Annotated in this window: 18 protein-coding genes; 6 read left to right on the plus strand and 12 right to left on the minus strand. The window is 57.1% G+C overall.

Features of this window, described 5'->3' with window-relative positions; translation table 11 throughout:
- Window positions 1-37: 37 nt before the first annotated feature.
- On the minus strand, window positions 38-814 hold the full coding sequence (locus I5192_RS09775) for a Hint domain-containing protein (RefSeq protein WP_255611709.1): 777 nt from the start codon (window positions 812-814) through the stop codon (window positions 38-40).
- 209 nt (window positions 815-1,023) lie between these two features.
- Window positions 1,024-1,962, minus strand: a complete 939-nt coding sequence (locus I5192_RS09780) for a DMT family transporter (protein ID WP_170594814.1) — start codon at window positions 1,960-1,962, stop codon at window positions 1,024-1,026.
- Between the two features lie 147 nt (window positions 1,963-2,109).
- Between I5192_RS09780 and I5192_RS09785 the strand changes: the two genes are divergently transcribed.
- A complete protein-coding gene (locus tag I5192_RS09785; protein ID WP_223116762.1) occupies window positions 2,110-3,123 on the plus strand; it encodes a hypothetical protein in 1,014 nt (337 codons plus the stop codon).
- 3 nt (window positions 3,124-3,126) lie between these two features.
- Here I5192_RS09785 and upp read toward each other — a convergent pair whose 3' ends face one another.
- From upp to I5192_RS09820, 7 genes are all read right to left on the minus strand, one after another.
- Window positions 3,127-3,759, minus strand: a complete 633-nt coding sequence (upp, locus tag I5192_RS09790; protein WP_170391930.1) for a uracil phosphoribosyltransferase — start codon at window positions 3,757-3,759, stop codon at window positions 3,127-3,129.
- The gene (locus tag I5192_RS09795) at window positions 3,756-4,742 is read right to left on the minus strand and encodes an adenosine deaminase (RefSeq protein WP_223116763.1); all 987 of its coding nucleotides are present in this window, start codon (window positions 4,740-4,742) and stop codon (window positions 3,756-3,758) included. The genes upp and I5192_RS09795 overlap by 4 nt, the downstream gene beginning before the upstream one ends.
- Window positions 4,739-5,950 (minus strand): phosphopentomutase, encoded by a 1,212-nt coding sequence (locus I5192_RS09800; RefSeq protein ID WP_223116764.1) that lies wholly within the window; start codon window positions 5,948-5,950, stop codon window positions 4,739-4,741. The genes I5192_RS09795 and I5192_RS09800 overlap by 4 nt, the downstream gene beginning before the upstream one ends.
- The gene (locus I5192_RS09805) at window positions 5,947-7,254 is read right to left on the minus strand and encodes a thymidine phosphorylase (RefSeq protein ID WP_223118289.1); all 1,308 of its coding nucleotides are present in this window, start codon (window positions 7,252-7,254) and stop codon (window positions 5,947-5,949) included. Before I5192_RS09805 ends, I5192_RS09800 begins: the two co-directional genes overlap by 4 nt.
- Before the next feature lie 4 nt (window positions 7,255-7,258).
- A complete protein-coding gene (locus tag I5192_RS09810; RefSeq protein WP_170391936.1) occupies window positions 7,259-7,651 on the minus strand; it encodes a cytidine deaminase in 393 nt (130 codons plus the stop codon).
- Between the two features lie 104 nt (window positions 7,652-7,755).
- The gene (locus I5192_RS09815) at window positions 7,756-8,859 is read right to left on the minus strand and encodes a cupin domain-containing protein (RefSeq protein WP_170512248.1); all 1,104 of its coding nucleotides are present in this window, start codon (window positions 8,857-8,859) and stop codon (window positions 7,756-7,758) included.
- Window positions 8,822-9,526, minus strand: a complete 705-nt coding sequence (locus tag I5192_RS09820; protein WP_223116765.1) for a hypothetical protein — start codon at window positions 9,524-9,526, stop codon at window positions 8,822-8,824. The genes I5192_RS09815 and I5192_RS09820 overlap by 38 nt, the downstream gene beginning before the upstream one ends.
- 196 nt (window positions 9,527-9,722) lie before the next feature.
- Here I5192_RS09820 and I5192_RS09825 point away from each other — a divergent pair, with 196 nt between their 5' ends.
- From I5192_RS09825 to I5192_RS09835, 3 genes are all read left to right on the plus strand, one after another.
- A complete protein-coding gene (locus I5192_RS09825; RefSeq protein ID WP_170401318.1) occupies window positions 9,723-11,996 on the plus strand; it encodes an NADP-dependent malic enzyme in 2,274 nt (757 codons plus the stop codon).
- Window positions 11,997-12,283: 287 nt separating this feature from the next.
- Window positions 12,284-14,173: a propionate-CoA ligase PrpE gene (gene prpE, locus I5192_RS09830; protein WP_223116766.1), complete on the plus strand. Its 1,890-nt coding sequence runs from the start codon at window positions 12,284-12,286 to the stop codon at window positions 14,171-14,173.
- Window positions 14,174-14,353: 180 nt separating this feature from the next.
- Window positions 14,354-15,793: an amidase family protein gene (locus I5192_RS09835; protein ID WP_170420875.1), complete on the plus strand. Its 1,440-nt coding sequence runs from the start codon at window positions 14,354-14,356 to the stop codon at window positions 15,791-15,793.
- A 271-nt stretch (window positions 15,794-16,064) separates the two neighbouring features.
- Here the strand turns inward: I5192_RS09835 and I5192_RS09840 are convergent, their stop codons facing one another.
- Window positions 16,065-16,826, minus strand: coding sequence for an NAD kinase (locus I5192_RS09840; protein WP_170391948.1), 762 nt, complete (start codon window positions 16,824-16,826; stop codon window positions 16,065-16,067).
- Window positions 16,827-16,994: 168 nt separating this feature from the next.
- Here I5192_RS09840 and glyA point away from each other — a divergent pair, with 168 nt between their 5' ends.
- On the plus strand, window positions 16,995-18,290 hold the full coding sequence (glyA, locus tag I5192_RS09845; protein ID WP_170594798.1) for a serine hydroxymethyltransferase: 1,296 nt from the start codon (window positions 16,995-16,997) through the stop codon (window positions 18,288-18,290).
- Window positions 18,291-18,359: 69 nt separating this feature from the next.
- Here the strand turns inward: glyA and I5192_RS09850 are convergent, their stop codons facing one another.
- Window positions 18,360-18,734 (minus strand): hypothetical protein, encoded by a 375-nt coding sequence (locus tag I5192_RS09850; protein ID WP_170391953.1) that lies wholly within the window; start codon window positions 18,732-18,734, stop codon window positions 18,360-18,362.
- A gap of 89 nt (window positions 18,735-18,823) precedes the next feature.
- On the opposite strand from I5192_RS09850, the gene I5192_RS09855 reads away from it, so the two are divergent.
- Window positions 18,824-19,582, plus strand: a complete 759-nt coding sequence (locus tag I5192_RS09855; RefSeq protein ID WP_223116767.1) for an alpha/beta fold hydrolase — start codon at window positions 18,824-18,826, stop codon at window positions 19,580-19,582.
- Here I5192_RS09855 and I5192_RS09860 read toward each other — a convergent pair whose 3' ends face one another.
- Window positions 19,583-19,768 (minus strand): hypothetical protein, encoded by a 186-nt coding sequence (locus tag I5192_RS09860; RefSeq protein ID WP_223116768.1) that lies wholly within the window; start codon window positions 19,766-19,768, stop codon window positions 19,583-19,585. It abuts the gene before it with no gap.
- Between the last annotated feature and the right edge of the window lie 49 nt (window positions 19,769-19,817).

Raw genomic sequence — 19,817 nt, forward strand, 5'->3', positions numbered from 1 at the left:
CATGAGCCCATGCGCCTGCTTCATACTCAAACACCTACTATTGCAGCTGCCATTCAGGCCGCAGGAACAGCGCAGGCATATTGGGCCGCCCCGGTCGCCCGGGTCGACGTACGCCCAATGCCGGTCGGATCGGGAAAATTGGCTCTTGCGGAATGGGTGCAGGTAACGCAGCCAACGGGTTGGTTAAAGCCGAAAGGTTCCCTTTGCCGGTCACGGCCTCGATCAGAAGATCGGCGTGTTCAGCATCCGCGACTTCATAGGCCTCAGGGTTTCGACTTGACCCGGTATTCATGCGACCGGACGGGCAATAAGCCTGAAATCCGCCCTCGATAAAAACCAGCTCATCCTCGTCAAAGAATAATGACGTGACATCGAATGACTGCGCAGGCGTGCTGGACTCAATACGCCCCACCCCGCTGAGCGTTCGAGCTGGAATGATCGAAACCCCCTCGATTCCAACACCAAGCTTGCCTTGATCCAATGCCATACCCTGTTCCGGCATCAGCCAGACTGGGCGCCCATTATAAGCTGCTCGGGATGGCACAAGGATCGGCAGATGCTCGGGCCTGCGTTCGTCTCCCGGCACCACGATCCGGTCGACGCAAACGCGCCTCAGTTCTTTGAACCCATGGTCCCGGGTCCGCACCAGATCGCCTGCAACTAGTCTTTCGACCCGTTTCCAGCCCCCTGTTGTGGACACTTTGGTTCCGTGCAGCAATCCCCCACGACGCGCTGATGCGGCCTGTCCCACAAAGGCCTGTCGGCCTTTAACTTCACGTTTCGAATACCCCGAAACACTCACTAACTCTAACACGTGCCGTCCCCCTTTTGGCACCTTCAAACAACTCAGAAGGTCTTAGAGTTGTGCCTCAATTGGACTTAGTTTTGCCACATTTGAGGCCAAATTAGGCCAGTTTCGCCGCAATTTACTGGTTTTGAATAAACAAATCAGTATTCCGAACGGGCTTTGATATGCATCTCGAAACGATACTATGACGGATACAAGCCGATTCTATTCCGTTCTTACTGCGCCGCCTGCTGTAGCGAGGATATCCGCCGCTCCCGCCACCCAAGCAGCACTCCGGCAGAGGCGATCATGCCAATACCGATAATTTGCATCTGCCCGACGGACTGCCCAAACGCCACCCAGGCAAAGAGCGGGCCAAATATCATGACCGAGTATTCAAAGACTGCGACATATGATGGCTCACCCAGTTGATAGGCTTTGATCAGCATAAAAACGGCAATTGTTGAGCCCACGGCCTGAACCACTACCCAAGGCAACGCGTCTTGCATCGGCCAAACCCAACCGCGCATCGCGAAGCCATCCGGCCCGACTGGCACGCCAACCGGAAACAGGGCAAGCCAGATCAGTCCGATCGCCCCCGCAAGCCCCAGTGTGACAACCATCGCCGCCAGCAGCGCAACAGTGCTTTCGTCGGAACAGTGGGTGCGCGTTACAACAGCGCTGAGTGCGTAAAAGAAGCCACCAGCGACTGGCAGTAGCGTCTTTACGTCAAATGATGTCGGGTCCGGCTGCAATACGCACAGAATTCCCGAAAACCCCAATAAAACAGCCACGATCCGCCAGGGACCTATGCGCTGCTTCAACAAAAGGGCCGAAATCAACAGCACGAATATCGGCGATGTGAATAACCCGGCAAGCGCCTGAGCGATGGGCATCAATGCCAGCGCGCTGAAATAGAAAAGCATTGCCAGCGTGATCAACACGCTGCGCACCGCGACGACACCAATCCGCCGGGGTCTTAAGGTGCCCAAACCCAATATCGACAACACCGCGATCAGCGGCAGCATCAGTAAGGCGCGACTTAGGTGAAACTGCCAAAGCCCCACGCTCTCGGCCACGCGGATCACGAAATTGTCGATCACGCCGATAATGGACATGGCCGCAACCATCAGCAACGACGCCATGATTGAATGGGTTTGTTGTTGTGACTGCATCCGCGCCTCTGCCCTTAATCAGCCCGTTCTGTTCGAAACTTACCCGGCACACTCAGCACATTTCACAAACACTGAGCAACAGGTTTGCGCCGCTGGTTTTCGCCATGCTAAGCTTGGCGCAAAATAATATTCGAGCAGCATTACCCGATGACCGCACTCAAACAGTACCAGCGGATCGAAGCCACCGGTCTTTGGCGTCCCTCGCCCGATGAGCAACGGCGCGAAGTAGTCGTATCGATTGGTGAAGCCACTCTGACGATTTCTGACTTCAATGACAGCGCGCTGACCCATTGGTCGCTGGCGGCGCTAGAGCGACAAAACCCCGGAACCTATCCCGCGATATTCAATCCCGACGGCGATCCCGGCGAAACACTGGAGCTTGCAGAATCTGAAACCACAATGATCGAAGCAATTGACCGGCTGCAGCGCGCCATCGACCGTGCCAGACCACATCCCGGACGGCTGCGTTGGCTCAGCGTTGCAGGGGTTGTGCTGGCGGTTTTGGCGGTGCTTTTGTTCTGGCTACCCAATGCATTGCAGCGCCATGTTGTTTCGGTAGTGCCAGAGGTCAAGCAACAAGAAATCGGCGATGCAATCCTGCAGCGGATCGAAAGGGTATCAGGCAAGGCTTGCTCTTCGCCTGATGCGCAAGCGTCGCTGGATCAGCTGGCGCGCCGCACCGGTGTCCGCCAAGTCGTGATCCTACCAGCAGGTCTGCCTGACAGCCTGAGCCTGCCGGGTGGAACCGTACTGCTAAACCGGGCACTGGTCGAAGATCACGAAGACCCAGCCGTTGCCGCCGGATACATCATAGCCGCGCGCGCGCGGGCAACTCAGCAGGAACCGCTGGACGATCTGTTGGACCGTACAGGCCCGAGTGCCGCATTTCGGTTGCTGACCACCGGCGAATTGACGCCCGAGATCGTGGACACCTACACCGAGCAGGTTCTATCCGGTCCACAGCCGCAGCTAAGCGATGACGTGCTGCTCGCGGTTTTTGCACAGACCGCTCTGCCCTCGACCCCATACGCCTATGCGATTGATATCACAGGCGAGTCCGTTCTTGGATTGATAGAAGCCGATCCGATGGCGGGTCGTACTTTGGAACAGGTACTGCCCGACCGCGATTGGGTCCGGCTACAGAATATCTGCGGGCAATAGCACCTATTTGGTCCCGAACATCCGATCCCCGGCGTCACCTAGTCCAGGCATAATGTAACCCTTTGAGTTCAGTTCACGATCCAGCGCGGCCGTGACGATTTTGACATCCGGGTGCGCCTCTTTCATGCGCGCGACGCCCTCGGGGGCAGCCAGCAGGCACAGAAAGCGGATATCTTTCGCCCCCTGCTCTTTCAGCAAATCAATGGCCGCAGCCGAGCTGTTGCCGGTTGCCAGCATCGGATCAACAGCAATGACCAAACGGTCCGTCAAACCCTCGGGAGCTTTGAAATAGTATTGGACCGGCTTCAGCGTCTCTTCATCCCGATAAAGCCCCACGAACCCCACTCGGGCAGAGGGGATCAGCTCCAGCACGCCGTCCAACATCCCGTTTCCAGCCCGCAGGATCGATACCAGCGCCAATTTTTTGCCCGCCAGAATGGGTGCGTCCATTTCTTCCATCGGGGTTTCGATATGGCGGGTGGTCAGCGGCATCTCGCGGGTGACCTCATAAGCCAGCAAAAGCGTGATCTCGCGCAGCAACTGCCGGAACACAGCGGTTGAGGTGCCTTTGTCCCGCATGAGCGTCAATTTGTGCTGCACCAATGGGTGGTCGACGACGGTCAGGTGATCGCTCATGATGTCTCCAGTCTTTTCTTGACCCGCGCGCGGGTCTCTTCATCGCAAAAGGCCGCGTTCAGGGCTGTTTCATTCAGGGCAGCAAAATCTTCGGCTTGCCAGCCGAACGCTGCATTCAGCATCTCATATTCGCGCCGCATCGTGGTATGAAAAAACGGCGGATCGTCAGTGGATACCGTGACGTTGACGCCTGCATCACGCAATTTAGCGATGGGATGTGCGGCAAAATCAGGAAACAGGCCCAGTACCACGTTTGAACCCGGGCAGACCTCAAGCGTTATGCCCCGGTCAACTAACTCGTACACAAGATCCGGGTCTTCGATGGCGCGAACGCCATGGCCTATGCGCTCGACCCCCAAATCACGGACAGCATCCCGAACACTCTCTGGACCGCCAAATTCACCGGCATGGGTCGTCAATCGCAACCCAGCCTCGCGCGCGCAATCAAAGGCCCATTTGAAATCGCCCTGCATTCCGACGGATTCGTTGCCGCCCATACCAAATCCGGTAATCCAGTCACCTGCAGTTTCAGCCGCACAATGGGCGCTGGCCTTGGCTTGCTCGGGTCCAAAATGGCGCACGCAAGTGATGACACCACGCAGGGTGATCCCGAATTTGCGCTCGGCCTCGTCTGCGGCGTCCTGAATCGCAGTCAGGTAATCCTTCCATGCATGCAAATCGCCACCGCCGCAGAAATCCGGGCTAAGGAATGTTTCGGAATACACCACACCATTCGCGGCGCTCTCTTCCAGAATGGCCAGTGTCAGGCGGCGGAAATCTTCGGGCGTTTTCAGCACCTCGCACGCAGCCTCATAAACGCTAAGGAAATGGGTAAAGTCGCGGAAATCATAAGAGCCGTCGGGTTTGAATATCCCGCTCAGGTCCACTCGTTTCTCATGGGCCAGTTGGCGTATGAAGCTAGGCGGAGCGGCGCCTTCATGGTGCAAATGTAATTCGATCTTAGGCAGGTCAGCGACTGTCATAGAAAAGTCCTTCCCGGCCCTTGCGCCGGTATGTTCAGGTGGTGCGCTATACTGGCGGCGATATCGGCAAAGTTCACGGGACCGATCTCGCCCGTGCCCTGCCCTGCGATCAGCACGGGCACTTGTTCACGCGTGTGGTCAGTGCCACTCCAACTGGGGTCGTTGCCGTGGTCTGCGGTCAATAGCATCAGATCACCGGGGCGCAGTTTTTGCGCAATCACTCCGATTTCACGATCGAACCATTCCAGCGCGCGGGCATAGCCGCTGATATCGCGCCGATGGCCATACAGACTGTCGAACTCGACAAAGTTTGCAAAGGTCAGGCTGCCCTCTTCCGCCTCATCAACGAGGTCCGACAGGTGACGCATCAACTCTGCGTCCGAACCCTTTCGCAGCGTGTCGATCCCCTGCATTGAAAATATATCGCCAATCTTGCCCACCGCATGCACACGGCGACCGGCATCCTGTGCCCAATTCGTAAGAACGGGTTCAGGTGGAACGATGGCAAAATCCTTGCGGTTGGTTGTCCGGGTGAACCCCTTTTCGGGCGTTCCGACAAACGGCCGGGCGATAACGCGGCCCACTTTCATCTCGTGCAATCGCGGCGCAAGGGTGCGGCACATATCCAGCAGGCGGTCGAGCCCAAAGCTGTCTTCATGGGCGGCAATCTGGAATACGCTATCGGCAGACGTGTAGCAGATCGGCCAGCCGGTACGTATATGCTCGGCCCCCAGTTCTGAGATGATCGTCGTCCCCGAGGCATGGCAGTCGCCTAATATTCCGTCGGTCCCCGCTGCCTCGGCGGCAGCCTTGCTTAGCGTTTCGGGAAACGCTGGCTGGCGATCCGGGAAATAACGCCAGTCCCATGGCACAGGTAAACCCGCCAGTTCCCAATGCCCTGAGGGCGTATCCTTTCCCGGAGAATATTCACGTGCGCAACCCCACAAGCCCGTCGGCGCGGCCTCAAGGCCCGGCGTCGGTGCGCCCGAGGCCAGACGGGTCGCCGCCCCAAGCCCCATGGCATCCAGGTTGGGCAGTTGCAACGGTCCTCTCCGCCCTTCTTCCGCACGCCCCTCGGCACAAGCTTGTGCTATGTGGGCCAATGTATTCGCGCCTGTATCGGGTTTGGTGCCGTTGTAAAACTGATCGGCATCCGGCGCGCCGCCGATACCCACCGAGTCCATCACCACAAGGAAAGCGCGGCTCATGCGCAGATCCTTTCATGGATTTGCGGCGGTTGCGCGACCAGTTCGTCACTCAGCGAAATAGCATCCAGTACCACCGCCGCAGCCCTTTGCGCCGCATCTTCCCGCCCCGCATGAACAACCGCCAACGGAGCGCCTTTGGTCACCTTATCTCCGACCCTCAGAATGCCCGACAAGCCAACCGCCGGATCAATCTCATCGCTCTCGATCTGGCGCCCACCGCCTAGGGCCACGACTGCGAGGCCCAGCGCCTCGCCATCAATAGACGAGACATATCCGCCATGCGGAGCATGAACTTCCCGGATCACATTGGCCTCCGGCAAAAACCGATCCCATGTGTCAACGAAATGCACCGGTCCACCCACGGCAGCCATCATGCGTCCGAACCGTTCGGCTGCACGACCATCGCGGATCACTTGGGTTATTCTGGCGTTCCCTTCCTCTGCCGAAGCGCACATACCGGCATCCGCCATGAGAACGCCCCCCAACTCGGCCGAGATTTCCGCCAAAGGTGATCCCTGCCCGCTGGTCAAAGCTTTCATCACCTCGGCCACTTCCAGCGCATTGCCCAGCGCGGACGCAAGGGGCTGGCTCATGTCGGTGATCACTGCGGATGTACGGCAACCAGCGGCATTAGCCGTTTCGGTCAAGGCCTGCGCCAAATTGCGTGCCTCATCGAGTGTCTTCATGAACGCGCCGCTGCCCACCTTAACGTCCAGAACCAACGCATCCGGGCTCGCCGCCAGCTTCTTGGACAGGATTGATGCCGTAATCAGGTCAAGGCTCTCCACCGTCGCCGTCACATCGCGCACCGCATACAGCCGCTTGTCCGCAGGGGCGATCTGGCCCGTTGCCCCCACGATGGCTGCCCCGGTGTCTTTCAGCACTTGCGTCAGTCGCGCCTGCCCGATCTGAGTGGTCACTCCCGGTATGGCCTCGAGCTTGTCCAGAGTGCCCCCGGTATGGCCCAGACCACGCCCCGAGATCATCGGCACATACGCCCCGCATTCCGCCAAAGCCGGGGCAAGCAGCAGGCTGACGCAATCGCCGACCCCACCGGTCGAATGCTTATCGACCACCGGCCCGTCCAAATCCCACATCAGCACCTCGCCGCTGTCGCGCATGGCAACAGTCAGATCAGCCCGCCCATTGGCCCCCAGACCGCCCATACAGACAGCCATCGCAAAGGCCCCGGCCTGCGCGTCACTGACGCCACCATCGGCCAGGCCTTGCGCGAACCACATTAGTTCGTCACCAGTTGGCACCTCCTGACGGCGAAGTTTGGCGATGATCGAGCGCGCATCCATGAAGTCAGACATCCTCCATATGCGACGCGTCGAACGCACCGGGCAATAGATCGGCAATCGTGGTTTTGGTTTCCAGACCATCAACCGTCGCCATCGTAACGACCACATCCCCATTGCCGAATTCGGCCAGTTTCTGACGGCATCCACCACATGGGGGCACCGGCTGCGGGCTGCTGGCGACCACGTAGACCTCGGTCAGTTCTTTTTCACCAGCGGCGACCATTGCCGCGATTGCCCCGGCCTCGGCGCACGTACCTTCGGGGTAAGCAATATTTTCGACATTGCAGCCAAAATAGATCACACCTGAACTGGACCGGATCGCCGCCCCGACCTTGAAATTCGAATAAGGCGCGTGGGCATTTTCCCGAACGGCCAAAGCTGCATCTTTCAAAGACATGGCGAATCCCAATTTTTGATCATCTGGTCAGAATATCATACCCTACTGGAAAGCGACGGGGGAATTGAAGCCCCCTTGACGCCATTATCCACTTCTTCTTGGACCTAACCCAACGTCGTATTGAAGGTCCCCGGTAAAGTCACCTCAAGCAGTTCCACATCCTGCGAGGGGTCTGACAGCCGTGTTCGCATTCCCGGCGGGATGACGAAGGCATCGCCTTGTTCCAACCGATAGGGCTCGCGCCCTTCACCCTCAAGAGTCACCTCGCCGGTCATCACGAAGGTAAAGTGTATGTCGGTGTCGTGGCTGGCCCATTGAGGGTTACCCTCGCCCCGGCGCACGACCTGAACGCCCGCCACGCCTTTGGTATTCTCGGCAATCGTCGTGTCACGGCAGATGTAACCGGGCAAGCGGAATGGCACCCAGTCGGCATCATTGGCTTGATTGTAAACGAACCGCTGCCCATCCCATTCCCGATCCGGACGGAAATGCGGGGTGGGCAGTTCCATCTCATGATCAATCTCCGTGACATGCTCGGCTGGGACACCAATCTCGATCACCTGAACGTTGTCTGACGCTTCCAGCACGCGGTGGCGGATTTCAGGCGGCTGAATAAAGCAATCGCCTGCCGTCAGGCGCATCTTGTCGCCCTGATCTTCGTAGACCACATCGACCCAGCCGTGGATGCAGAAGATCAGCTGAAATCCGACTTTGTGGAAATGCACCATATCGGGCACAGGACCGCCATCTGGGATACGTATATGGCTGGCGATAATCGATCCGCCCAGCCGGTCCGGCACGAGATCGCGATAATGCATCCCTGCCCGTCCAATGATCCACGGCGCCTGATCCTTGAGCCTACGGACTACAAAAGAGTGGACCGTATCCGGCATGACCAGCGGCGGGTTCAACTCGTCAATCTCGATCCGGGTGCCGTTTGGGGCTACAAGACTTCGTTGACCTTCTGCAAAACCATCTGGATCGGATGTCAGAATGCGCAACGTTCCCGCCGCTTCAGCTGCATCTTTCTCGACCCGCAAGCGCAGACCGTGACCAGAGAACACGGCAACCCGAGGGTCATCTGCCGGATAGATCATATCCATCCGCATCCCCAGTACCTTGGTATAAAACGGGATATCGTTGCGCAGTTCCTGCGTCGGCAGTCGGATTTCAGCGCGCGTGAGGGAGTCGCCGGTATTGCTGGTCATTCTGTTTCTCTTCGGATTTTGGTTTTGGCCATCCGATCAGAACAGCAGCCAAAATGCCAATCGAAAAGTACATCTCCAGCGTTTCTTCCATCACGAACAAACGTGTAGCCATCGCAACCGAAAGGTATTCGTCGAACAATCCGCTGATTTCCTCAAGAAGCTGAGCCAGCACCGCAACACTTCCGGCCAGGAAAAAAATCATCAAAAAAGGCGCGCGGATCTTCAGTGCCTTAATTCCGTTCGGTATCCCATGCCAGAGCAAACCACCAATGACGATCGCAGCCAAAGCGATCCTTACTGCAGTCACATCAAGCAATAAATCAACCCAATTTAGCACCACGAAAGGCGCGCTGCCTTCTGTGTACACCTCCGCCTCCAATTCGCGCTCGGCCAACAGCAGGCAGACCACCGCGATGTAAAGCCGCGAGACGCCTCGGTAACGCGCCAACGCGACCAGCCCGGAAACCAGTAACGCAGTGGCCGATATCGTCTCAATCAACCCGCCTTCCTGGATGAAAGCCGCAGCCGCTTCGGGCCAAATCATAACCACAAAAAGAAATGAAACCGCCGAAACAAGCACAACAAAGAAGACATTCCGATTGACACCAATCCTGATTGAAGGGTTGGCAAATTGCGCATTAGCACAAGCTTTGTCTTCATGACGCATGATAAGGTCCGCCGCTTCTGGTGTCCGTCAGGTTCCCCGGAATTGGCTGTACATAAAAACGATGCAGCAACTCTCAACCAACGTTTCGTTAACGTATCCGTGAGGCCTGTCTCTGACTGCGGTCCGAGGCGACATAGCCAAGCGCTGAGAAATAGTTTAACCATCAAACGAATATTGGAACGGAGTTGTATTACCGATGTCTGACACACCGAACCTGAGACAGGCCGCGCTTGACTATCATGCGCATCCAAAGCCCGGAAAGCTTGAGATCAAGGCAACCAAACCAATGGCAAATGGTCGTGACCTTGCGCGGGCATATTCGCCAGGCGTCGCCGAAGCCAGTCTTGAGATAAAGGACAACGCCGCCAATGCTGAGAAATACACCGCCCGCGGCAATCTTGTTGCGGTTGTGTCAAACGGCACCGCAGTTCTGGGCCTTGGGAATATAGGCGCATTGGCCTCGAAACCGGTGATGGAAGGCAAGGCCGTCCTGTTCAAAAAGTTCGCAGGCATCGATTGCTTTGATATCGAGGTGGATCAGCCTGACCCAGAAAAGCTGGCAGATATCGTCTGCGCCCTGGAACCTACCTTTGGCGCGATCAACCTTGAAGATATCAAGGCACCGGATTGTTTTATTGTCGAAAAACTGTGCCGGGAACGGATGAACATCCCGGTGTTTCATGACGATCAGCACGGCACGGCAATCGTTGTTGGTGCCGCAGCGAAGAACGCCCTGTATGTGGCAGGAAAGAGCTTCGAGGATATCAAAGTAGTTTCGACCGGCGGCGGTGCTGCCGGGATCGCCTGCCTCAGCATGTTGGTGAAGCTCGGCGTCAAACGCGAGAATATCTGGCTCTGCGACATTCACGGGTTGGTCTATGAAGGTCGCGCCGAGGATATGAACCCGCACAAGGATCAGTTTGCGCAGAAAACCGATCTGCGCACTCTGGATGATGTGATCGGAGGTGCCGATCTGTTTCTGGGGCTGAGCGGACCAAATGTGCTCAAGCCTGAGATGGTCGAGAAGATGGCCAAAACCCCGATCATCTTTGCACTGGCCAACCCAACTCCGGAAATCCTGCCACAGGCGGCGCGCGAAGTTGCCCCTGACGCGATCATTGCGACCGGTCGCAGCGACTTTCCGAACCAAGTGAACAACGTATTGTGCTTTCCGTTTATCTTCCGAGGTGCCCTGGACGTGGGCGCGACTGAAATCAACGACGAGATGCAGATCGCCTGCGTCGACGGCATCGCCGACATGGCCCGCGCGACGACCAGCGCCGAAGCCGCGGCGGCCTATAAGGGTGAGCAGCTGACTTTTGGTCCAGATTACCTGATCCCAAAACCCTTCGACCCGCGCCTCGTTGGGGTCGTTTCCTCATCGGTTGCACAGGCGGCTATGAAGAGCGGGGTCGCAAAACGACCCATTGATGACCTCGAGGCCTACAAAGAGCGCCTGAACCAGACCGTGTTCAAATCTGCACTGTTGATGCGGCCAGTGTTCGAAGCCGCAGCCGTCGCATCGCGTAGAATTGTCTTCGCAGAAGGCGAGGACGAGCGTGTTTTAAGGGCTGCGCAAGCGATATTGGAAGAAACCACGGAAACCCCGATCCTGATCGGGCGACCGGACGTGATCAGCGCACGGTGCGAAAGGCTAGGCCTGACAGTACGACCGGGGCAGGATTTTCAAATCGTGAACCCTCAGGACGATCCCCGTTACTACGATTATTGGAATTCGTACCATCAAATAATGCAGCGTCGGGGGGTCACTCCGGATCTGGCCAAGGCCATCATGCGCACCAACAACACCGCCATTGCAGCAATCATGGTGCATCGCGGTGAGGCGGACAGCATGATCTGTGGCACTTTTGGTGAGTATCGCTGGCATCTTAACTATGTCGAACAGGTTCTGGATGATGGCGATTTGCGCCCGCATGGCGCGCTTTCGCTGATGATTCTGGAAGATGGCCCTCTGTTCATTGCAGACACGCATGTAAGACAATTGCCGACACCAGAAGAACTTGCCGAATCCACCATTGGAGCTGCTCGTCACGTGCGGCGGTTCGGGTTGGAACCCAAGATCGCATTTTGTTCGCAATCGCAATTCGGCAATCAGGCCGAGGGATCAGGCAAGCGGCTGCGGGCTGCGCTTGAGATTCTCGATTCCGAGCCACGCGACTTCAGCTATGAAGGCGAGATGAACCTTGATCTGGCTTTGGATCCTGAATTGCGTGCACGTATCTTCCCGAACTCGCGTTTGGAAGGCTCTGCAAATGTCCTGATCTTCGCCCATGCGGATGCGGCAAGCGGTGTGCGCAATATCTTGAAGATGAAAGCGGACGGGCTTGAGGTAGGTCCAATCCTCATGGGAATGGGAAACAAGGCGCATATCGTAACGCCCTCGATTACGGCCAGGGGACTGCTGAACATGGCGGCCATCGCAGGTACGCCAGTCGCGCACTACGGATAAGCCCAGCGCCTAAATCATTACGAATACATGACCGGGCACCAGATTAGGTGCCCGGTTTGATTCTGTTAGCGCCAGCACATTTGCAGTAATAAATTTGCAGATTTGCAAATCTTTGCGTGTGACACTCAGAAATCTGCTCAGATCAGAGGATTTGCAAAAATTTGCAAGCCAAACTGCAAGGTTCTGCAAAGATTTTGCGATAAACTGACGCGCCGTTATGCGCATCGCTTGCTCGGAACATCCACGATGCCTAACACATAGCTCAAGGAATTTGGGAGGAGGCCATCATGGCATATCAGGACGTCTACGAGAGCTGGAAGAACGACCCCGAAGCATTCTGGATGGATGCCGCCAAGGGGATCGATTGGGTTCAAGCGCCCAGCAAAGCTCTGTTTGACGACAATGCGCCTCTTTACGAATGGTTCAGTGATGCCAAGGTAAATACGTGCTGGAACGCCGTTGATCGCCATGTGGAAAATGGTCGTGGTGAGCAAACCGCGATCATCTATGACAGCCCAATTACTCATACCAAACGCGAAATCTCATACGTCGAGTTACGCAATCGGGTTGCTAATCTGGCTGGCGCGCTCCGTGCAAAAGGTATTGAGAAAGGTGACCGCGTCATCATCTACATGCCTATGATCCCCGAAGCGCTGGAGGCAATGCTGGCTTGCGCCCGGCTAGGAGCAGTGCATTCAGTGGTATTCGGCGGCTTTGCCAGCAACGAACTGGCCGTACGTATCGACGATGCGAAACCCAAGGCGATCATCGCTGCCTCATGCGGGATGGAGCCGGGACGCGTTGTGCACTACAAACCCCTGCTGGATGGCGCGATCGATCTGGCCGCCCACAAACCCGAATTTTGCGTAATATTCCAGCGCGAGCAGGAAGTCGCACAACTAATCGAGGGGCGCGACGTCAACTGGCACGGTTTCCAATACGGTACCGAGCCCGCAGAATGTGTACCAGTCAGCGGCAATGATCCAGCCTATATCCTCTATACATCCGGCACCACTGGTGCGCCCAAAGGCGTCGTGCGCCCGACTGCCGGCCATCTGGTCGCACTGAACTGGACGATGAAGAACATCTACAATGTCGATCCTGGAGATGTGTTCTGGGCGGCTTCGGATGTCGGCTGGGTCGTTGGCCATTCCTATATCTGTTATGCCCCGCTGATCCACGGCAACACGACGATTGTTTTTGAAGGCAAGCCCGTCGGAACACCTGACGCCGGAACTTTCTGGCGCGTGATATCCGAACACAAGGTCAAAAGCTTCTTCACCGCCCCAACCGCCATTCGTGCCGTAAAACGCGAAGACCCAAGCGCAGAATTGATGGCGAATTACGATCTATCCTGCCTTAAGGCTCTGTATCTTGCAGGAGAGAGGGCTGATCCAGATACGATCATCTGGGCGCAGGATGCGCTGAAAGTTCCGGTCATCGATCATTGGTGGCAAACCGAAACTGGCTGGACCATCGCTGGCAACCCGCTCGGAATCGAAGAGCTTCCGGTCAAGCTGGGATCACCTGCCAAGCCTATGCCGGGCTATGACGTTCAGATTCTGGACGAGGGCGGCCATCCTATGAAACCGGGCGAGTTGGGCGCGATCGCAGTCAAGCTCCCGCTTCCGCCAGGCACATTGCCAAACCTGTGGAATGCCGAGGCGCGCTTCAGAAAATCCTACCTTGAGCATTTTCCCGGCTATTACGAAACCGGTGATGCGGGCATGATCGACGAAGATGGGTATCTCTATATCATGGCCCGTACCGATGACGTGATCAACGTCGCCGGGCACCGACTTTCGACGGGCGGGATGGAAGAGGTTTTGGCCGCTCACCCCGATGTGGCAGAATGCGCCGTGATTGGGGTTTCTGATCAACTGAAAGGCCAGATGCCCGTAGGTTTCCTGTGCCTGAATGCCGGATCCGACCGAAATCACGCGGAGGTGGTAACCGATGTGGTCCAGATGGTTCGTGACAAAATCGGCCCAGTCGCTGCGTTCAAGAAAGCAGTGGTGGTGGATCGTCTGCCCAAGACACGCTCGGGCAAGATCCTGCGTGGTACGATGGTGTCGATCGCGGATGGCAAGGCGTATAAAATGCCTGCCACAATCGATGACCCAGCAATTCTGGACGAGATCACGGCGGCCCTGCAAACTATCGGCTACGCACAGTAATTTCACGGTACGATCAAGTGGAGCGCCTTACGGCGCACTAGATTTGCGCTGTCGCGCGTGTGCGAGGCTCTGCCTCGCGCTCGGAGATATTTTTGGCCAGATGAAGGTTGGATCCGTTTTGCGATTGCGGGGCTTGTCATTGGGTCTTCCTCACCTCAGTTTGAGGTGAGGAGGACGAGCATGACACAGGGCGATATCTGGCGTTTTGATGCAACAGAATTGGCTGCGCTGACCCAAGCAGGCGAGTTGAGCGCTAAAGAGGTGATCAGTGATGCATTGGAGCGGATGCATCAGGTAAATCCCTCGCTGAATGCTGTCGTGGACGATCTGGGCACAGAAGCGTTAGAGCGTGCATCTGCGCTTGATCAGGCGCGCCGCAATGGTGCCTCGGTTGGACCGCTGCACGGGGTCCCCGTGACCATCAAAGTGAATGTCGACCAGAAGAACCATGCCACTACAAATGGTGTGGTTGCCTTGAAGGATGTCATTGCCCCTGATGACGCACCGGTGGTTTCAAACTTGCACAATGCGGGGGCCATTGTCATCGGGCGGACCAACACACCCGAATTCTCGTTCCGCGCTGACACGGATAATCCACTTCATGGGCGCACGCACAATCCTTGGGGCCGCCATATCTCGCCCGGTGGGTCGTCCGGGGGCGCGGGGGCTGCGGTCATGGCGGGCATCGGTGCCCTGGCTCATGGCAACGATATCGGAGGCAGTCTGCGCTTTCCGGCAGCGGCTAATGGCGCAGTTACGGTGAAACCGGGGCTGGGCCGCGTACCCGCCTGGAACCCCAGCCAGAAGGCAGAACGTGGGATGCTGGCACAATCGATGTCGGTACAGGGCTTGATCACAAGAAGCGCAAAGGACTTGCACCTTTCGATGCCCACCCTGATCGCCCCGGACGCCCGCGACCCCTTCCATGTGCCAATGCCTTGGCGCGGCGCGGGGCCGGACGTCCCAATCAAAGTTGCGTTCACCAAAAATACGTTCGAATACGCTTTGCACCCCGAAGTGGACAAAGCGCTAAGTACCGCTCGGGAGGCGCTGGTAGATGCCGGATATATAGTTGAAGACATTGATCCGCCGGATGTGTTCGAATGCGGGCGCATCGGCTATCGCGCGCTGATGGGTGAAGTGCTGACGTTGATGAAAAACGATATCGAGGCAGCCGGGTCTCAAACCATCCGTGATATTTTCGAGGTTTATTTTCAGGAGTTTCCTCCGATCGTAGGCGACGAACTGATTCAGGCGTTGGCGCAACGCAGCCATTATGCGCGCCAATGGTCGCTATTCATGCAGAAATATCCTTTGGTCCTGTCTCCATTCCTGCCGCAGCCGTTCTTTAAACCTGATCGCGATACCGAAGGTGCCGAAGGCGTTCATGAGGTGTTAGGATGCGCGGTCTATTCTTATGCGATGAATTTCCTCGGGCTGCCCGCCGCCAGCGTTCCCGCACGCTTGGCCGAATTGCCGAATGGGCCGCAACCGATCAATGTTCAGATTGCTGCTCGACGCTGGCGTGAGGATATGGCGGTGGATGCAGCGGTCGCGATCGAAGCGCGTGTGGGGCAGATGGCTCCGATTCTGTGGGATCGAATGAGCGCGCAAACCTGAGACATCGTCACTCAGGCCTCACAAATGAAATAGACCCCGGGATTTTGTCCCGGGGTCCGCATACTAAAATATGCCCGGATTAAGATGACGAGCGTAGCACCACCCACCCTCGCCAGCGCGAAAACTGCGCAACCATTCGAAAACACCTTTAGATGGCCACTCACTTCCACCTCGGCGTGTTCTCCGGGCAACTTGAAGTTAACAAACCCTTATCGCGTTGCATGTGAACTGGTTCACACAAGCGGTGGAAAAATGATCAACACGCTGAGATTTAAGTAAATTGTTCGGAGATCAATCGTTCTTCCAGGCCGTGGCCAGGGTCAAATAGAATACGATGCTGGATCGCAATCTCAGACCTGATCTCGACCCAATCGATATCCGGAAACGATATGGAATCGGCCGCAACGATAACCGGGCGTTTGTCAGCCTCGATCACATCGAATCTGACTTTCGCAACTTTCGGCAGCAAGGCGCCACGCCACCGCCGGGGGCGAAACGCGGCGATTGGCGTCAATGCCAGAACGTCCGCGCCAATGGGTACAATGGGTCCGTGAGCGGAATAGTTATATGCGGTTGAACCCGCCGGCGTGGCAAGCAATGCACCATCACACACGAGTTCGGCCATGCGTACCCGCCCATCAACGCTGATCCGCAACCGCGCTGCCTGCGGCCCCGCACGAAGCAGCGAAATCTCGTTGATTGCAAGTGCTTGGTGCTTTTGGCCCGCCTGGTCCATTGCAGTCATCGCCAATGGATTGATGACTTCTTCCTCTGCCTCTGCTAGCCGGGCCATCAGATCAACTTCGGCATATTCGTTCATCAGAAACCCGATGGTACCGCGATTCATTCCATAAACCGGCTTGTCCAAATGCTGGACGCCCTGCAGCGTCTGAAGCATGAAGCCATCACCACCCAGCGCCACCACAACATCTGCGTCTCTCGGCGCTGCATTTCCGTAGCGCGCCACAAGCGCATCCCGGGCGGTCTGCGCAACCTTGGCATCGCTGGCCAGAAAGGCGATTCTCTTTGTCATGTTTTATAGTTTCCAGTGCTGCACATTTGGTTCCGAAACAAACATACCTTTCCGCAATAGGCCAGAGTTGACGCCATAGAGGGCCATTTCGTCGCTTTACAACCTTTCTGACACACGTCGTTTCCGATAGGAAATCCGCCAGATACACCCCAGCCATGCGGAGCGCACATGAACGCCAATCTTCGTGACAACGGATTTTTCACCCAGTCCCTCGCGGATCGTGACCCCGAGCTGTTCGGCTCGATCACATCTGAATTGGGCCGCCAGCGCGACGAGATCGAACTGATCGCCTCGGAGAACATCGTCTCTGCCGCCGTGATGGAGGCGCAGGGCTCGGTCATGACCAACAAGTATGCCGAAGGTTATCCGGGCCGCCGGTACTATGGCGGTTGTCAGTTCGTCGACATTGCCGAGAACCTGGCTATCGACCGTGCCAAGCATTTGTTTGGGTGTGAGTTTGCCAACGTCCAACCGAATTCGGGATCGCAGGCGAACCAAGGTGTATTTCAGGCGCTGATCAAGCCCGGTGACACCATTCTAGGAATGTCGCTGGATGCAGGTGGTCACCTGACCCATGGTGCGGCGCCGAACCAGTCGGGCAAGTGGTTCAACGCGGTACATTATGGCGTGCGCAAGCAGGACAACCTGATCGACTATGATCAGATTGAAGCGCTGGCAAAGGAACATAACCCCAAGCTGATCATCGCCGGAGGCTCGGCCATCCCGCGCGTCATCGATTTTGCCCGCATGCGTGAAATCGCCGATATGGTCGGCGCCTATCTGCATGTGGATATGGCCCATATCGCCGGTCTGGTTGCCGCAGGCGCGCACCCTTCGCCCTTCCCGCATGCGCATGTGGCCACCACCACCACGCATAAAACCCTGCGCGGCCCGCGCGGCGGCATGATCCTGACCAATGATGAAGCGATTGCCAAAAAGGTAAACTCGGCGATCTTCCCGGGCATTCAGGGTGGTCCGCTGATGCATGTGATTGCTGGCAAGGCCGTTGCCTTTGGCGAGGCACTGCGTCCTGAGTTCAAGGACTATATCAAACAGGTCGTTGTGAATGCGCAGGCTCTTTCAGATCAGCTGATCAAGGGTGGCCTGGACACTGTGACCCACGGCACCGATACCCATGTGGTTCTTGTCGACCTGCGCCCCAAAGGCGTTAAAGGCAACGCAACCGAGAAAGCTTTGGGCCGGGCACATATCACCTGCAACAAGAACGGTGTGCCGTTCGACCCCGAAAAGCCGACGATCACCAGCGGTATCCGTCTGGGCTCGCCTGCCGGAACCACCCGCGGTTTTGGTGAGGCCGAGTTCCGCCAAATCGCAGACTGGATCATCGAAGTGGTCGACGGTCTGGCCGCAAATGGCGAAGACGGAAACGGTGCGGTCGAAGCCAAAGTCAAAGCCGAAGTCGCCGAACTTTGCGCGCGCTACCCGCTTTATCCGAATCTCTGATCCAATACGGATCTTAGAACAGAAAACGGCGCCCTGATCGGCGCCGTTTTTCTTTGAGGTGTGCAGCGGTCAGATATACCCGCGCCATCGTAGTACGAACACAGCCAACGCCGCCAACACGATCAGGCCCAACGCAAGCGAACCAAGAAAGCTCAGGAACCATCCCCAACGTCGATCTGCCAGATTGATCGCGTTTAGGTGGCCTTGCACCTCGTCCGACGCTTTTTCGAGCCGGGGCATATCCAAAACCATCCGCAGTTTGGGATGCTCGGCCATCTGCTCGGCCTCTGCCAGAACCAAGGCCTGTTTATAGACCTTGCGCGGCAAACGCCGCTTTGCGCGCCGGACCGAGGCAATCAGGGTCTTGTCTTTCACGCCAAGCTTTTTACGCAGCAACCGAATGGTCTCTGCGATCCGGGTCTGGATATCGATTTCCTGCGTCATTGGCGCCTCCTGACGGGACAATGTAGCCGCGCGTCACACCGGCGACAATGGGGCTGGTTGTTCCGCGCGGTGACGCGTATCACAGGAGCATGCTGAATACGATCATCCATGGCGACCCGACCGATCATCCGCCCCTGCTGATAGCGCATGGCCTCTATGGTTCGGCGCGCAACTGGGGAGTCATTGCGCGGCGACTGTCGGACGAAAGACAGGTGATCGCGGTCGATATGCGCAATCACGCCTACAGCTTTTGGGATGCTCAGCATGGCTACCCGGATTTGGCGCATGATCTGGCAAAGGTCATCGACAGCGTTGGCGGCATCGCCGATATCGTCGGGCATTCCATGGGTGGAAAAGCTTCGATGGTGCTGGCGCTGGAATATGGCGATCTGGTGCGCAAGCTGGTCGTCGCAGACATCGCACCAGTGGCATACAGCCACAGCCAGATTCAATTCATCGAGGCAATGCGGGCGGTCGATATGTCCCGCGTTCAGCGTCGTTCAGATGCCGAAGCACAGCTGGCCGATCTGGGCGTCGAAAAGGCGCTGCAGAGCTTTTTTACGCAGTCTTTGGATGTTGAGGGAGGCCGCTGGCGGCTGAACCTAGATGTACTGGCCAGCGAAATGCCAAAGATCATGGGCTTCCCCGAGATTTCGACCCATTGGGACGGCCCTGCTCTGTTCCTGTCCGGCGCAGCATCCGATTATGTTCTGCCCGAACACCGAGGGCAGATTCGCACCCTGTTTCCTGCAGCTCGCTTCGCCAAAATCCCCGGCGCGGGGCACTGGCTGCACGCCGAGAAACCCCGCGAATTCGAAGCGGCGGTCAGAACCTTCCTGAATGCCTGATCACGCGCCTTGATACAGGCGTTTTGCCACCAGCCACGACACCGGCGCGGCAACCACCGCCCCTGCGGCTGCGGCGGAAACGATCGCCATCCAGGTCACCATACCAGCCAACAACACCGCAATCACGGCGGAACCAGCGATGGCTGTGGCGATCAGAGAATAAAGCATAGCTGCAAGGCGTATCATGGCCAGTATCCTGTCTTTTGGCTTCCGGCGCTACACTACAGAAACGGAA

Source organism: Ruegeria sp. SCSIO 43209 (assembly GCF_019904295.1).
In the GTDB taxonomy this organism is placed as follows: Bacteria; Pseudomonadota; Alphaproteobacteria; order Rhodobacterales; family Rhodobacteraceae; genus Ruegeria.

Bases quoted from the DNA above. Each gene is read 5' to 3' on its own strand.
- glyA (WP_170594798.1), top strand. From the start codon at position 16,995: ATGAACGCCAATCTTCGTGACAACGGATTTTTCACCCAGTCCCTCGCG.
- I5192_RS09785 (WP_223116762.1), top strand. From the start codon at position 2,110: ATGACCGCACTCAAACAGTACCAGCGGATCGAAGCCACCGGTCTTTGG.
- I5192_RS09825 (WP_170401318.1), top strand. From the start codon at position 9,723: ATGTCTGACACACCGAACCTGAGACAGGCCGCGCTTGACTATCATGCG.
- I5192_RS09850 (WP_170391953.1), bottom strand. From the start codon at position 18,734: ATGACGCAGGAAATCGATATCCAGACCCGGATCGCAGAGACCATTCGG.
- I5192_RS09810 (WP_170391936.1), bottom strand. From the start codon at position 7,651: ATGTCTTTGAAAGATGCAGCTTTGGCCGTTCGGGAAAATGCCCACGCG.
- I5192_RS09855 (WP_223116767.1), top strand. From the start codon at position 18,824: ATGCTGAATACGATCATCCATGGCGACCCGACCGATCATCCGCCCCTG.
- I5192_RS09805 (WP_223118289.1), bottom strand. From the start codon at position 7,254: ATGGATGCGCGCTCGATCATCGCCAAACTTCGCCGTCAGGAGGTGCCA.
- I5192_RS09800 (WP_223116764.1), bottom strand. From the start codon at position 5,950: ATGAGCCGCGCTTTCCTTGTGGTGATGGACTCGGTGGGTATCGGCGGC.
- I5192_RS09820 (WP_223116765.1), bottom strand. From the start codon at position 9,526: ATGCGTCATGAAGACAAAGCTTGTGCTAATGCGCAATTTGCCAACCCT.
- upp (WP_170391930.1), bottom strand. From the start codon at position 3,759: ATGAGCGATCACCTGACCGTCGTCGACCACCCATTGGTGCAGCACAAA.
- I5192_RS09835 (WP_170420875.1), top strand. From the start codon at position 14,354: ATGACACAGGGCGATATCTGGCGTTTTGATGCAACAGAATTGGCTGCG.
- I5192_RS09815 (WP_170512248.1), bottom strand. From the start codon at position 8,859: ATGACCAGCAATACCGGCGACTCCCTCACGCGCGCTGAAATCCGACTG.
- I5192_RS09860 (WP_223116768.1), bottom strand. From the start codon at position 19,768: ATGATACGCCTTGCAGCTATGCTTTATTCTCTGATCGCCACAGCCATC.
- I5192_RS09840 (WP_170391948.1), bottom strand. From the start codon at position 16,826: ATGACAAAGAGAATCGCCTTTCTGGCCAGCGATGCCAAGGTTGCGCAG.
- I5192_RS09780 (WP_170594814.1), bottom strand. From the start codon at position 1,962: ATGCAGTCACAACAACAAACCCATTCAATCATGGCGTCGTTGCTGATG.
- I5192_RS09795 (WP_223116763.1), bottom strand. From the start codon at position 4,742: ATGACAGTCGCTGACCTGCCTAAGATCGAATTACATTTGCACCATGAA.
- prpE (WP_223116766.1), top strand. From the start codon at position 12,284: ATGGCATATCAGGACGTCTACGAGAGCTGGAAGAACGACCCCGAAGCA.